The organism is Ruegeria sp. BHSB172, assembly GCF_059613165.1.
This window is the reverse complement of the sequence record NZ_JBXWRZ010000024.1, coordinates 1-13,761: the sequence shown is the minus strand read 5'-3', so window position 1 is coordinate 13,761 and position 13,761 is coordinate 1. Positions and strand designations below refer to the sequence as shown.

Sequence of the window (13,761 nt, the reverse complement as noted above, 5' to 3'; positions counted from 1 at the left end):
CTAGATCTCCTCCCCGAAATGTTTCATGACCAGGCGGATCGGGTTCGGAGCCGCCTGCCCGAGACCGCAGATCGAGGCATCACCCATCACCTGGCACAGGTCTTCCAGCAAGTCGGTGTCCCACTTGTCGGCCTGCATCAGCTTGACCGCCTTTTCGCAACCCGCGCGGCAGGGCGTGCACTGGCCACAGCTTTCGTCCTCGAAGAACCGCAGCATGTTCAGCGCCGCGTCGCGCGCGGTGTCCTGATCGGACAGGACCACCACGGCGGCGGACCCGATGAAGGTGCCATGCGGTTGCAGAGTGTCGAAGTCCAACGGGATGTCGTCCATAGACGCGGGCAACAGGCCCGAGGACGGCCCGCCCGGTTGATACGCTTTGAAAACGTGGCCCTCGGCCATGCCCCCGGCGGCATCAATCACGTCAAGAATGGTCGAGCCTGCCGGCAGCAGGTAAACGCCGGGTTTCGCCACCCGGCCCGAGACCGAATAGCTGCGCAGACCCTTGCGGCCATTCTTTTCAACCGAATTGAGGATTTCCGGGCCTTCCCGGCAGATCTTGGACACCCAGTAGAGCGTCTCGACATTGTGCACCAGCGTCGGGCGGCCAAACACGCCGACCTGCGCCACAAAGGGCGGGCGGTGGCGCGGCAGGCCCTTCTTGCCCTCGATCGACTCGATCATCGCGGATTCTTCGCCGCAGATATAGGCGCCCGCACCGCGGCGCAGGTCGATATAGCCTTTCTCGACGATCCCGGCCTGTTCCAACGCTGCAATCTCGCGCCGAAGGATTTCCAGCACCGCCGGGTATTCGTCGCGCATGTAGATGAAGCAGGTCTCAGCCTCGACTGCCCATGCGGCGATCAGCATCCCTTCGAGGAAAACATGCGGCGTGCGTTCAAGATAGTAGCGGTCCTTGAAGGTGCCGGGCTCGCCCTCGTCACCGTTGACAGCCAGGTAACGCGGGCCGTCGTTCATGCGGACAAAGCCCCATTTCTTGCCCGACGGGAAACCGGCACCGCCCAAACCGCGCAGGCCCGAGGCCAAAACCTGTTCCTGAACCGCTTCCCAGTCGCCGCCTTCACGCAGTTCTTTCAGCTTGGCGTAACCGCCGTTTTCGACATAGGTCGCGAAGGTTTCATACTCGGGCAGATGGGCGTGGGTATCGCCCGCCGCGATGGCGGTCTGCACCTTTTCTGGGGTGGCGTGGTCGATGTGGTTGTGCCCGATTTCCAGCACCGGCGCGGTGTCGCAGCGCCCCATGCAGGGCGCGCGCAGAACGCGCACTTCAGACGGGTCCAGCCCATCTTCCAGCGCCTTCTTCAGCTGTTGTGCGCCGGCCAATTCGCAGGACAGGGAATCACAAACGCGGATGGTCAGCGCGGGGGGCGGCGTTTCACCTTCTTTGACCACGTCGAAATGGGCATAGAAAGTCGCGGTCTCGTAGATCTCGGCCTGACCGACCCGCATCTCAACGGCCAGCGCGGCAATTTGGTCGGCGCTGATATGGCCGTGCGTGTCCTGGATCAGATGCAGAAACTCGATCAGCAGGTCGCGGCGGCGCGGGCGATCGCCCAGCAGGCGCTGAATCTCGGCCTGCGCCTCGTCCGTGAACTGACGGCCCTTGGGCGTGTGCCGCCCCTTGCCTTTGCCTGACTTCCAGACGCCCTTGGGCGCGCCTGATGGCTTGGTGTCCAATGGTGCCATGATGCCCTCCGAATTGAGGCCCCGTGTCTCATCAGCAAACCATATCGTCAAATCGCAAAACCGAATGGCACGATAACGACGGTTTATCACCGCAAAGACGTCACCACCCGTCGCAAGGCATCGACCGTCGGCAGTTCCGGGTCGCGCGCCAAGGTCGCCAGACAGATCGGCTTGCTGACCACCGGATCGACCAAAGGCAGGACCCGCGTCCCCTCAAGATCGCCCAGCGCCCGTACCAGAACGCGCGGCACAACCGTCGCCGCCAGCCCTTCGCGCGCCATGACCATCGAGGCGGTGAAACCGCTGGTTTCGGCCACTACATGAGGATGTAGCCCTTGTTCCGCAAAAATCCGGTCGAGAATGCGCCGGTTCTGCATCTGCGGCTCCAGCAGGCTGAGCGGGAACTCGGCCACGCGTGCCCAAGGGATCGGGCCGGTTTCCTGCGTCATGTGCTCGGGCACGAGCAGCACATAGGTTTCCTCGTATAGGGGATGAACATGGCGCAGATCGGTGCCGATGCTGTCGCCATAGGTGATCCCGGCATCAATGCTGCCTTCGTCCAGCCGGTACTGAATCGCGGTGGCCGACATGGTTTCGATCCGCGACAGGATGCGGGGATGCGCCGCCTGCAGATGTTTGATCAGGCGGCCTGTAAAGGCTATGGCGGTTGGGATCACGCCAAGGATCAGCGTGCCGGTGATCTCGCCCTTGATCGCTTGCACCTCCTGCTCCAGCGCCTTGGCGTCGTCCAGAATGCGGCGGGCGCGGCGGACGATCATCTCGCCCTCTTCGGTCAGGCCCTGAAACCGGTTGGCCCGGCGCACGATCGACACGCCCAGCCGATCCTCGAGGTTGCGGATGCGCATCGAGAACGCGGGTTGCGAGATGCCGCATTCCTCGGCCGCCTTGGCGAAATGGCGATGGCGCGCAAGCGCGGACAGCAGGTGCAGATCGCGAAGGTCGAACACGGGCGGGCCTCAGGGTTGCGGAGGATGCCCGAAGGATACCGGGTTTGCCCGCCGGGAAAAGACGTTTCGCGATCAGGTGTTGAACAGGAAGTGCAGCACGTCGCCATCCTTGACGACATAGCTTTTGCCTTCGGCCCGCATCTTGCCGGCCTCCTTCGCGCCCTGTTCGCCATTGCACGCGACAAAGTCGTCATAGGCGATGGTCTCGGCGCGGATGAAGCCCTTTTCGAAATCGCCGTGGATCACGCCCGCGGCCTGCGGGGCCAGCGTGCCGCGACGGATGGTCCAGGCACGTGCCTCTTTCGGGCCGACGGTGAAATAGGTCTCCAGCTTGAGCAGGTCGTAACCCGCGCGGATCAGGCGATCGAGGCCGGGTTCTTCCAGCCCCATCTCCTGCAGGAACATCTGTGCCTCGTCCGGCTCCAGCAGGCTGATCTCTTCTTCGATCTTGGCGCTGATAATGACGTGGGCGTTACCCTGCTCGGCCGCCATCTTGGCCACGCGTTCGGAATACTCATTGCCGGTGGCCGCATCTTCCTCGGATACGTTGCAGACATAGAGAACCGGCTTGGTCGTCAGCAGTTGCAGGTTTTTCCAGGCCTTCGCATCCTCGTCGCTGACCTCGACTAGGCGGGCGGGCTTGCCGTCCTCCAGCATCTGTTGTGCGGCGGCCAACAGGCGGTCCTGCTGCTGGGCCTCCTTGTCGTTGCCCTTGAGCTTGCGCACCAGGTTGGCGCGTCGCTTTTCAATGCTTTCCAGATCGGCCAGCATCAGCTCGGTCTCGATCGTCTCGGCATCGGCAACCGGATCGACGCGGCCCTCGACATGGGTTACGTCGCCGTCTTCGAAACAGCGCAGCACATGGGCGATGGCGTCCACCTCGCGGATGTTGGCCAGGAATTGGTTGCCCAGCCCTTCGCCTTTCGAGGCGCCTTTGACCAGTCCGGCGATGTCGACGAAGGTCATCCGGGTCGGGATGATCTGCTTGGATTTGGCAATGGCGGCCAGCTTGTCCAGGCGCGCATCCGGCACCGCAACGTCACCCACATTGGGTTCGATCGTGCAGAACGGGAAATTCGCCGCCTGCGCGGCCGCGGTCTTTGTCAGCGCGTTGAACAGGGTCGACTTGCCGACATTCGGCAGACCCACGATACCCATTTTAAAGCCCATTGCGACCTCCTGATGCCATTCGACGGCTGCTTCTATGCATCTCACGGGGAATCCGCAAGGCGCTGGTCTGCCGCCAGACTGAGTCCCATCGGCAACATCACGAAAAGTCGCGGAATCGTGCGCCTTCCCGTGTTGAACTTACCGACATACGGTTCCGATTTACGATCCGAGTTCTTCAAAGGTTATGATTTGATATGAAAAACCTTCTTGCCTCAGCCGCGCTTTCAGCCTTTGCGACCATAGCACCGGCGCAAACCATCATTTTTGGGGCCGGTTATGCCGATTTCTCGGACAGCCTGTCTGCAGATCAAGCGATTTTCTCGCTGGAATATCAGCACCGGCCGTTCCATCAGGCCGAACGGTTCAGTGCGACCTGGGGTGCGGCGATTTCGTCGGACAAGGACGGCGACAGCCATATCGGGGCCGGACTGATCGGAACCTACCAGTTTGCCAACCGATGGTTCATCGAAGGCAGCGTGATGCCCGGCTATTACAACGAGTCGCTGGCGCTGAATGACCTGGGCGGCAGCTTTCAGATCCGCAGCCTGCTGGGCGTCGGCTATACGCTGAACGGCGGCAACGACGTATCGCTTGCGATCACCCACAAATCGAACGCAAGCACGCAAGAAAAAAACCCCGGCATGAACGCCCTTATGCTGCGGTATCATCTGAACTTCTGACCCCGGCGGTCAGGACGGGATTGATTTTCGGCCAAACTTTCTGCACATCGGGTCCAAACCTGTATGCAAGGATCGTCCATGACCCGTATCGACGCCAAGTTCGCCGCCCTGAAGGCCGAGGGTAAGAAGGCCTTTGTCGCCTATGTCATGGCCGGGGATCCCGACTATGACACCTCGCTTGAAATCGTCCGCGGCCTGCCGGGGGCCGGCGTCGACGTGATCGAACTGGGTCTGCCCTTCACCGATCCGATGGCTGACGGCCCGACAATTCAGGCCGCCGGTCAAAGGGCACTGGACGGCGGCATGACGCTGCAGCGCACGCTGGATCTGGCCAAGGCGTTCCGGGAAACCGACGACACCACGCCGATCGTGCTGATGGGCTATTACAACCCGATCTACAGCCGCGGCGTGGACAAGTTCCTGGCCGACGCCAAAGAGGCCGGCATCGACGGACTGATCGTCGTTGACCTGCCGCCCGAGGAAGACGACGAGCTGTGCCTGCCCGCGCAGGCGGCCGGGCTGAACTTCATCCGGCTGGCCACACCCACCACCGATGACAAGCGCCTGCCGCGGGTGCTGCAGAATACCTCGGGCTTTGTCTATTACGTCTCGATCACCGGCATCACCGGTGCTGCCGAGGCCGAGGCCACCGATGTCGGCCCCGAGGTCGCGCGCATCAAGGCGGCGACCGATCTTCCGGTGATCGTGGGGTTCGGCATCAATACGCCCGAGAAATCACGCGCCATCGCCAGCGTTGCCGACGGGGCGGTGGTCGGCTCGGCCATAGTCAGCCAGATCGCCGCCGGAAAACCGGTGGCCGAGGTTCTGGACTTCGTGAAATCGCTGTCAGACGGCGCCCACAGCGCCTGAAGCCGAAACCCCAAACGGATTTCAACCGCTGCAGGCCGCACGCCTGCGGCGGTTTATCTTTGCGTCTTTGACCCATTTGACCACATGCGCAACTGGCCGTTGCGCCGCGGTGGAAGAATTGGTAAAGAATCCTAACCAATCTGCAGAAGGGCGCGGCCATGCCTGTCATTACCAATATCGACGACCTCAAACGCATCTATGAACGCCGGGTGCCCCGGATGTTCTATGACTATGCCGAAAGCGGCAGCTGGACCGAGCAGACCTTCCGCGACAACAGCGCGGATTTCCAAGACATCCGCTTGCGCCAGAAGGTTGCGGTGGACATGTCCGGCCGTTCGACCGCGTCGCAGATGATAGGACAGGACGTGGCCATGCCGGTGGCACTTGCGCCCGTGGGCCTGACCGGGATGCAGCATGCGGATGGTGAAATGAAGGCCGCCAAGGCCGCGCTGGATTTCGGCGTGCCCTTCACGCTGTCGACCATGTCGATCAACTCGATCGAGGATGTGGCCGAACATACCGGTGCGCCGTTCTGGTTCCAGCTGTACACCATGAAGGACGAGGACTATGTCCGCCGCCTGATCCAGCGCGCCAAGGATGCCAAATGCTCGGCCCTGGTCATCACCCTTGATCTGCAAATCCTCGGCCAACGGCACAAGGACTTGAAGAACGGCCTGTCCGCCCCGCCGAAACTGACCGCCAAGACCATCGCCAACCTGATGACGAAATGGGCCTGGGGCATCGAGATGCTGGGCGCGAAACGGCGCGAGTTCGGCAATATCGTGGGTCATGTTCAGGGCATCTCGGACGCCTCGTCGCTGGGTGCGTGGACCGCTGAACAGTTCGATCCCAGCCTCGACTGGAAAAAGATCGAGAAACTGATGGAGCAATGGGGCGGCAAGGTGATCCTGAAGGGTATCCTTGACCCCGAAGACGCCAAGATGGCGGCCAAGTTGGGCGCCGACGCCATCGTGGTCTCGAACCACGGCGGGAGGCAATTGGACGGCGCACTCAGCTCAATCCGGATGCTGCCGCGGATCATGGATGCGGTGGGCGGCGATGTCGAAGTGCATCTCGACAGCGGTATCCGCTCGGGGCAGGACGTGCTCAAGGCGCTGGCGTTGGGGGCCAAAGGCACCTATATCGGGCGCGCTTTCGTCTACGGGCTGGGCGCGATGGGCCAAAAGGGCGTGACCACAGCGCTGGAAGTGATCCAGAAGGAACTGGACACCACCATGGCCCTGTGCGGCGAGCGCAACGTGGCCGATCTGGGGCCGCACAACGTGCTTGTCCCGCAGGATTTCTGCGGCCGCTGGCAGGAATGACGCGGAAATCGTTTTTACCCCTTTCCAAATGGCCGGATTCGGTCTAAGGACGCCGCTTCACGCGGGGTGACAGCCTTGGAGGCACCCTGCCCTAACATTGGAGATTTATCATGGCTGGTGAGATTCCTGATCTCGTAGCTCTGGAACGGACGGGGACGGGCAAGGGCGCCGCTCGTCAGGCACGCCGCGACGGCATGGTTCCGGGCATCGTATTTGGTGGCGACAAAGACCCGCTGCCGATCCAGATTCCGTTCAACGAACTGTTCAAGCGCCTGAAGGCAGGCCGCTTCAAGTCGACTCTGTGGAACCTGAAGGTCGAGGGCCACGAAGACGTCCGCGTCATCTGCCGCGACGTGCAGCGTGACGTGGTCAAGGACCTGCCGACCCACCTGGACCTGATGCGTCTGCGCCGCACCAGCAAGATCGCGCTGTACATCCCGGTCGAGTTCATCAACGAAGACGCGGCCCCCGGCATCAAGAAGGGCGGCGTTCTGACCGTCGTCCGCCCCGAGGTCGAACTGGTCTGCACCGCCGGTGACATTCCCGAAAAGATCACCGTCGATCTGACCGGCCTGAACATCAACGACGTCGTGACCATCTCGTCGGTCGATCTGCCCAACGGCACCAAGCCGACCATCGATCGTGACTTCGTGATCGCCAACATCTCGGCCCCGACCGGCTTGGTCACCGATGACGAGGACGGCGAAGAAGAAGTAGCTGCCGATGCAGTCGAAGTCGTCGGCGAGGATCAGGAATAAATCCAGTCCCGGATTGTTCCGAATTCAAACGGGGTGTCGCAAGGCGCCCCGTTTTTCGTTTGAACCGCGGACCGCGCTTGTTTACCTGATCGGTGCAACCAACATGCCGTGCAACGCAAGGAACCAAGGATGAAACTGTTCGTCGGACTGGGCAACCCGGGCGCGAAATACGCGAGGAACCGGCACAATATCGGCTTCATGGCCGTGGACGCCATCGCCGACGCGCATGGCTTTGGCCCCTGGCGGTCCAAATTCCAGGGCGAGGTTTCCGAAGGCCGGCTGGGCCGCGAAAAGGTTCTGCTGCTCAAGCCGATGACCTTCATGAACCGGTCGGGCCAGTCCGTGGGTGAGGCGATGCGGTTCTACAAGCTCGACTCGACCGACGTGACCGTGTTCCACGACGAGCTGGACCTTGCCCCCGGCAAGGTGCGTGCCAAATCGGGCGGCGGACATGCGGGGCATAACGGCCTGCGGTCGATCCATGACCACATCGGGGCGGCCTATGACCGGGTGCGTCTGGGCATCGGGCATCCCGGCCGCAAGGAACTGGTCTCGGCCTACGTACTGGGCGACTTCGCCAAGGCTGATTCTCAGTGGCTGGAGGACGTTCTGCGCGGGGTTTCCGATGGCGCCGTGCATCTGGCCGAGGGCGATACGGCCAAATTCATGAATGCCGTCGCCCTGCGCACCGCGCCGCCGCGCAGCTCGACCACGGCAACCAAGCCCGCGCTAAAACCGGCCGCCCAACCCACCGCGCCCGAGGCCGACACGCGTTCGGCGATGCAGAAGCTGCTGGACAAGTTCAAATAGGCCCCGAAGCCTGCCGCAACGTAGCGATTGCGGATTGAACGGCATCGCGCTCCAATGCCGTCAACAGCGGAGGGAAACATGAAAACGGTCCTGAAATGGCTGCTGCGCATCGTGCTGATGCTGGCGCTGGCCGCCGTCGTCGTCGGCGTCTGGAAACGGGAAGAGATCCAGCGGTTGCTGGCCGTGAACTCTCTGTTTTCCGAGGAAAAGATCGTCCACAACTTCTCGCACATGGATCAGGCTTTTCTGACGACCCCCCTGCCCCGCGGAGATGGCCCGACCTGGGAGTTGCCCTACGGCCCCGAGTTTGACCTGCCTGAGGGCAGCCAGGACTGGATCGAGGAGAGGGCAGTGACATCCCTGCTGGTGATGCAGGATGGCCAGATCCGGTTCGAGGAATACTATCTGGGCACCGGGCCGGATGACCGGCGCATTTCCTGGTCGATGGCTAAAAGCTATCTGTCGGCGCTGTTTGGCATCGTCATGAACGAAGGGGCCATCGAGTCGCTGGACGATCCGGTCGTCAAATATGCCCCCAAGCTAAAAGGCAGCGCCTACGAACCCGCCACGATCCGCAATGTGCTGAACATGGCCAGCGGCGTGACCTTTGACGAAGACTACCTGGACCCCAATTCCGACATCAACCGGATGGGGCGCGTGGTGGCCCTGGGTCGAGAATTGGACGATTTCACTGCCGCGCTTACCGAGAGTTTCGCCACCCCCGGCGAAGTCTGGCAATATGTCTCGATCGACACCCATGTCGTGGGGATGGTTATCCGCGGCGCCACCGGCCGCAGTATTCCCGACCTGCTGACGGAGAAAATCGTACAGCCGCTGGGATTGGCGCGCGATGGCTACTATGTCACCGACGGGGCTGGCGTGGCCTTCGTGCTGGGCGGGCTGAACTTCACCACCCGCGACTATGCGCGGTTTGGGCAGATGATCCTGCAGAACGGTGTACACGACGGCCGCCAGATGGTGCCGGCCGACTGGATCGCGGAATCGACCTGGCCCACCGCTCCGACCGAACCGGGAAAAATCGGCTATGGCTATCAATGGTGGATCCCGGTTGGGGCACATGAAGGCGAGTTTCTGGCCCGCGGCGTCTATGGGCAGTACATGTATTTCGATCAACCTCGCGGCGTCCTGATCGTGGCCACGGGGGCTGATCGAAAGTTCCGCGAGTCCGGCGTCAACGAACAGAACATCGAAATGTTCCGCAAGATCGCCCAAAGCCTGTAAGATGGGGTCATGCAGAAACAGGACAGCATCAACGTATTGGGCGGGGTTCTGGCCCCGTGTTCGCGGAAACCGCTGACAGGGTTCTTCCGTGACGGGGCCTGCAATACCTGCCCCGAAGATCGTGGCAGCCACACGGTCTGCGCGGTGATGACGGCCGAGTTTTTGGCCTATTCGAAATATGTCGGCAACGACCTCAGCACGCCGCGGCCCGAGTTCGACTTTCCCGGTCTAAAGCCCGGCGACCGCTGGTGCCTTTGCGCCGGCCGGTTCCTGCAGGCGCATGACGAGGGCTGCGCGCCCCTCGTGCATCTCGAAGCGACCCATCAGCGCGCGCTCGAAATCGTGCCGCTGAGCGTGCTTGCATCCTACCGGGCGCCAGCCGACTGACAGCGAAGCGATGCCTGACCAGATGCGTCAGAACGCCATTCGCCACATCACGTTGACCGCATAGCTTTCGAAACCGCTTTCGCCGATACCGTCATAATAGATCCCGGCTGACAGTGTGCTGCTGTTTTCCAACCGGTAGTCGAGCCCAAGATCGGCCCGGCCGCGTGTGGTATCCCCGATCGGAGCCACTCCGACGGCGGTCCCGGCGCCCGAGGTGCTGCTCCAGACCCCCGACAGGCCGCCGGTCAGCGTCATCTCGCCACGCGACACCACAATGGGGCGACTGAAATCCAGACCCAGCCTGGCCGTCGTCAGGCTGAAGTCCTGATCCGGGATTCGGTTTCCCAACCCGTCGGTATAAGCCTTCTGGTCATCGGAGGCATAGCTGACGTCCAGAAGCGGCATCAGGGTCAGGTCCCCATACTGCATCTGACCGGTCACGCGCGATTGCACCAGCCAGCGATCGCTGTCGAACTTGTCCGTGTAGGTGCCGAACGGCGAAATTTCGTTGCTGGCTTGCCCATACAGCGCACGGCCTTCGAAGAACACCGGCTGCCCGGGCATCTTGGCCACGACGTAGGGGCCGATCAGCCAGCCCGTCCCATCGACATCGCCCACACCGTCCTCGGTCTTGGCATAGTCGATCTGCACCATGCCCCCCACAAGCAAATTCGGATTGATCTGCCGGTGCGCGCCCATGACCGCCAGCGCATAAGAGCTGTCGAAATCGTCCTGTGAACTCCAGTTCCCGGTCAGGTTGAACCAGATCGGATAGGCCCGGCTGCTGGCAAAGTTCAGATATCCCGCCCCTTGCGTCGCCGCGGCATCCAGAACGCCGCCTCCGGGTTCCAAGAGGAACGGCGTCAGCTTGGGCTGATTGGAAACCAGGCTGTTAGCCCGCGCATTCTGAAAGGCCAGAATCAACCGTTGGGTATTCACCACGGGCTGGACCGAGCTGACCCGGTTCGAAGCCAAGTTCGGGTTTCCGGCTGCATCGGTAAACACGTTTGCAGGCACGAACAATTCGATCGGCCCGTTGCTTTGCGGCGTCAGCGTAGCCACGTAATTTGCTCCTGAACCCGTCATCGCGGCGGTGGCATTGGTAGCCGACAGATCGCCCACCACGAAATTCGTGCTGGGCTCGCTGAGCGTGATCGTCGCCTGATACTGCCCGCCGGAAGTCGCCGACAAGGGGCTGATCGTCACTGTCGGGCGTGTGGTGTCCACGGCAGTTCGGGTGTTGATGATCTGCGTGGTGGTGACGCCAGACAGCGCGATCTCGTATCGGTAGAGTTGGCCGCCTGGTGTTTCGCGGGCGGTGAATACCACCCCCATGTAGCCATCGGTGGAATAGGTCGCATCGGCTCCGTTCTGGCTGAGGATGGTCACGTCCACCCAGCCCAAAGCTGTCAAACCGGCAGGCGTTACCGCCGGCAAAGGAAAGATGAAACCCCCGCTGTAGATGGCCCCACCCGGCACCTCGCCCGAACCGCCAAGCGAGACGAAAGCTGTCGAAGTTCCCTGAAGATTAGTAAAGAAGATGTTGCCGCCATTCGGCGTCGTCACTGTCGATCCGATGAACTGTGGCGGACCGAAGGCCCGGGCCTGCCGCCACTCGCCAATTAACACGAACATGGCCGCCAACAGCAGAACCAAAGACTTGCGCAAGACCGACCAAACCATCCCAATCTCCTAAGTCACCACCGCGGGCGGCCAAGGTTTGCCAAGCCGCGCCGTGCAATCGTCAATCATGCTTGGGGGTCTGTTCCCACCGCACCCACATACATTCTTGACTTGAGGCTAATTGAACCGAAATCCGCTGTACAGATTCCGCAAGCGAGTCACCATTCGTCTGCTGCCTCCGCGACACAAGGGTTGATTTCCACACACGGGCGCGCGGGATCGATGGACCGGCTTAGGATATTGAAAAATGTAGTTTCTATGGCAACCGGCATCCCAACGCCGTTGCCCGGATACGCGACCACCCTGGTGTTGGACGACCATCGGCTTAGGCCTGAGCTGTCAACAATTTGAACGACTAATGCGCACTCGACCCGCACCGGAAACAAGGTCGCCTAAAGGCTGCGGTTCCGGGGCTGCAAGGCCCCGAGAACGCAATCTTCCGACGCTAGGAGGCCGGTCAGCCCGCGTCGCGCCCTTCGGTGTCGGACATATCGAAGTTCAGATACTTGGCGACTGTTTGCACGTCCTTGTCGCCGCGTCCGCACATGTTCATGCAGATGATGTGATCCTTGGGCAGCTCCGGCGCGATCTTCATGACATGCGCCAATGCGTGGCTGGGTTCGAGCGCGGGAATGATGCCCTCGGTCGCGCAGCACAGCTGGAACGCCTCAAGAGCCTCTTTGTCGGTGATCGACACATATTGCGCGCGCCCGATATCGTGCAGCCATGAATGTTCAGGGCCGATGCCCGGATAGTCGAGCCCGGCCGAGATCGAATACCCCTCGAGGATCTGGCCGTCGTCATCCTGCAGCAGATAAGTCCGGTTGCCATGCAGCACGCCGGGCCGACCGCCCGTGAGCGAGGCGCAATGCTCCATCTTTTGGTTGACGCCCTTGCCGCCCGCTTCGACGCCGATGATGTTGACCGAAGGATCATCCAGGAACGGATAAAACAGCCCCATGGCGTTCGAGCCGCCGCCGATCGCCGCGATGATCGTGTCCGGCAGACGACCCTCGGCCTTCATCATCTGCTCCTTGGCTTCCTTGCCGATGATCGACTGGAAGTCGCGCACCATCGCCGGGTACGGGTGCGGCCCGGCGACCGTACCGATGCAATAGAACGTGTCGCGCACATTGGTCACCCAGTCGCGCAGCGCGTCGTTCATCGCGTCCTTCAGGGTGCCGCGGCCCGAGGTCACCGGAATCACCTCAGCCCCCAGCAAACGCATGCGGAACACGTTGGGCGCCTGCCGCTGGACATCATGCGCACCCATGTAGACCACGCATTTCAGACCAAACTTGGCGCAGACCGTCGCGGTGGCGACACCGTGCTGCCCGGCCCCGGTTTCGGCGATGATCCGGGTCTTTCCCATGCGACGCGCCAGGATGATCTGACCCAGCACGTTGTTGATCTTGTGCGCGCCGGTGTGGTTCAGCTCGTCGCGCTTCATATAGATCTTGGCACCGCCCAGATGCTCGGTCAGGCGTTCGGCATGATAAAGGGGCGACGGACGGCCGACATAATTGGCCCACAGATCATCCATCTCAGCCCAGAAACTCGGGTCGGTCTTGGCCTTCTCGTACTCCTCCTCCAGCGACAGGATCAGCGGCATCAGCGTTTCGCTGACGAACCGCCCGCCGAAGATGCCAAAGCGGCCGTTTTCATCCGGGCCGGACATGAAGGAATTGAACAGATCATTGGCCATGGTGGTCTCCATCATCTTGCCCAACGTTCATAGGTGCTGGCGGCGGGATTTGCCATCGCAAATCGCGGCAATCGGGGCGAGGCAAACCGTTCAGCCCGGCGCCAACAGCCCTGGGCGGTCATCGCGTCGCGCGAATGAAGGCGTCGATCAGAGCCGGGTCCTTGACGCCCGGCGCTGATTCCACGCCCGACGAGACATCGACCTGCCGTGCGCCGGTCATCCGCACTGCTTCGGCCACGTTGTCAGGCGTCAGCCCTCCGGCCAGCATCCAAGGCCGGCGCCAATATTTACGCCCGGCCAGCAGCCGCCAATCGAAGGCCAACCCATTGCCCCCCGGAAGATCGGCGTTCTTGGGAGGCTTGGCGTCGATCAGCAACTGGTCGGCCACGTCGGAATAGAGGTCGATCGCCGCCAGGTCCGCCTCGTCGGCAACGCCGATGGCCTTCATCACCGGCAGGC

General features: G+C 61.9%; 13 protein-coding genes. 7 read left to right on the top strand and 6 right to left on the bottom strand.

Features of this window, described 5'->3' with window-relative positions; genetic code table 11:
* The 3 genes from AC2FM3_RS11885 to ychF form a co-directional block, all read right to left on the bottom strand.
* Complete coding sequence (locus AC2FM3_RS11885; protein ID WP_496681997.1) at positions 1–1,704, bottom strand: NAD(P)H-dependent oxidoreductase subunit E; 1,704 nt, start codon at positions 1,702–1,704, stop codon at positions 1–3.
* 86 nt (positions 1,705–1,790) lie between these two features.
* Positions 1,791–2,672: a LysR family transcriptional regulator gene (locus tag AC2FM3_RS11880; protein ID WP_496681994.1), complete on the bottom strand. Its 882-nt coding sequence runs from the start codon at positions 2,670–2,672 to the stop codon at positions 1,791–1,793.
* Positions 2,673–2,744: 72 nt separating this feature from the next.
* Entirely contained in the window at positions 2,745–3,842 is a 1,098-nt protein-coding gene (gene ychF / locus AC2FM3_RS11875) for a redox-regulated ATPase YchF (protein ID WP_005978002.1), read from the bottom strand.
* Positions 3,843–4,036: 194 nt separating this feature from the next.
* On the opposite strand from ychF, the gene AC2FM3_RS11870 reads away from it, so the two are divergent.
* The 7 genes from AC2FM3_RS11870 to AC2FM3_RS11840 all read left to right on the top strand — a co-directional run bounded on the left by AC2FM3_RS11870 (position 4,037) and on the right by AC2FM3_RS11840 (position 9,914).
* Positions 4,037–4,522 carry an acyloxyacyl hydrolase gene (locus AC2FM3_RS11870; protein ID WP_496681990.1) on the top strand — a complete coding sequence of 162 codons (486 nt, stop codon included), beginning with the start codon at positions 4,037–4,039 and terminating at the stop codon, positions 4,520–4,522.
* A 78-nt stretch (positions 4,523–4,600) separates the two neighbouring features.
* Positions 4,601–5,392, top strand: a complete 792-nt coding sequence (trpA, locus tag AC2FM3_RS11865) for a tryptophan synthase subunit alpha (RefSeq protein ID WP_496681988.1) — start codon at positions 4,601–4,603, stop codon at positions 5,390–5,392.
* A 158-nt stretch (positions 5,393–5,550) separates the two neighbouring features.
* Entirely contained in the window at positions 5,551–6,717 is a 1,167-nt protein-coding gene (locus AC2FM3_RS11860) for an alpha-hydroxy acid oxidase (protein ID WP_496681985.1), read from the top strand.
* 110 nt (positions 6,718–6,827) lie between these two features.
* Positions 6,828–7,475 (top strand): 50S ribosomal protein L25/general stress protein Ctc, encoded by a 648-nt coding sequence (locus AC2FM3_RS11855; RefSeq protein WP_496681983.1) that lies wholly within the window; start codon positions 6,828–6,830, stop codon positions 7,473–7,475.
* Between the two features lie 129 nt (positions 7,476–7,604).
* Positions 7,605–8,285 carry an aminoacyl-tRNA hydrolase gene (gene pth / locus AC2FM3_RS11850; RefSeq protein WP_496681982.1) on the top strand — a complete coding sequence of 227 codons (681 nt, stop codon included), beginning with the start codon at positions 7,605–7,607 and terminating at the stop codon, positions 8,283–8,285.
* 78 nt (positions 8,286–8,363) lie between these two features.
* Positions 8,364–9,527: a serine hydrolase domain-containing protein gene (locus AC2FM3_RS11845; protein WP_496681980.1), complete on the top strand. Its 1,164-nt coding sequence runs from the start codon at positions 8,364–8,366 to the stop codon at positions 9,525–9,527.
* A 9-nt stretch (positions 9,528–9,536) separates the two neighbouring features.
* Positions 9,537–9,914 carry a DUF2237 family protein gene (locus AC2FM3_RS11840; protein WP_496681978.1) on the top strand — a complete coding sequence of 126 codons (378 nt, stop codon included), beginning with the start codon at positions 9,537–9,539 and terminating at the stop codon, positions 9,912–9,914.
* A 27-nt stretch (positions 9,915–9,941) separates the two neighbouring features.
* On the opposite strand, the gene AC2FM3_RS11835 is transcribed toward AC2FM3_RS11840, so the two are convergent.
* From AC2FM3_RS11835 to AC2FM3_RS11825, 3 genes are all read right to left on the bottom strand, one after another.
* A complete protein-coding gene (locus AC2FM3_RS11835; RefSeq protein ID WP_496681976.1) occupies positions 9,942–11,597 on the bottom strand; it encodes an autotransporter domain-containing protein in 1,656 nt (551 codons plus the stop codon).
* A gap of 457 nt (positions 11,598–12,054) precedes the next feature.
* On the bottom strand, positions 12,055–13,302 hold the full coding sequence (gene trpB, locus AC2FM3_RS11830) for a tryptophan synthase subunit beta (RefSeq protein WP_496682055.1): 1,248 nt from the start codon (positions 13,300–13,302) through the stop codon (positions 12,055–12,057).
* Positions 13,303–13,420: 118 nt separating this feature from the next.
* Positions 13,421–13,761, bottom strand: a 341-nt coding sequence (locus tag AC2FM3_RS11825) for a phosphoribosylanthranilate isomerase (RefSeq protein WP_496681973.1), incomplete at its 5' end; no start/stop codon positions are given.

What these genes read in the sequence shown, in the direction of transcription:
- AC2FM3_RS11885 (WP_496681997.1), bottom strand. Translation starts at nt 1,704, where the DNA reads ATGGCACCATTGGACACCAAGCCATCAGGCGCGCCCAAGGGCGTCTGG.
- ychF (WP_005978002.1), bottom strand. Translation starts at nt 3,842, where the DNA reads ATGGGCTTTAAAATGGGTATCGTGGGTCTGCCGAATGTCGGCAAGTCG.
- AC2FM3_RS11870 (WP_496681990.1), top strand. Translation starts at nt 4,037, where the DNA reads ATGAAAAACCTTCTTGCCTCAGCCGCGCTTTCAGCCTTTGCGACCATA.
- trpA (WP_496681988.1), top strand. Translation starts at nt 4,601, where the DNA reads ATGACCCGTATCGACGCCAAGTTCGCCGCCCTGAAGGCCGAGGGTAAG.
- AC2FM3_RS11860 (WP_496681985.1), top strand. Translation starts at nt 5,551, where the DNA reads ATGCCTGTCATTACCAATATCGACGACCTCAAACGCATCTATGAACGC.
- AC2FM3_RS11855 (WP_496681983.1), top strand. Translation starts at nt 6,828, where the DNA reads ATGGCTGGTGAGATTCCTGATCTCGTAGCTCTGGAACGGACGGGGACG.
- pth (WP_496681982.1), top strand. Translation starts at nt 7,605, where the DNA reads ATGAAACTGTTCGTCGGACTGGGCAACCCGGGCGCGAAATACGCGAGG.
- AC2FM3_RS11845 (WP_496681980.1), top strand. Translation starts at nt 8,364, where the DNA reads ATGAAAACGGTCCTGAAATGGCTGCTGCGCATCGTGCTGATGCTGGCG.
- AC2FM3_RS11840 (WP_496681978.1), top strand. Translation starts at nt 9,537, where the DNA reads ATGCAGAAACAGGACAGCATCAACGTATTGGGCGGGGTTCTGGCCCCG.
- AC2FM3_RS11835 (WP_496681976.1), bottom strand. Translation starts at nt 11,597, where the DNA reads ATGGTTTGGTCGGTCTTGCGCAAGTCTTTGGTTCTGCTGTTGGCGGCC.
- trpB (WP_496682055.1), bottom strand. Translation starts at nt 13,302, where the DNA reads ATGGCCAATGATCTGTTCAATTCCTTCATGTCCGGCCCGGATGAAAAC.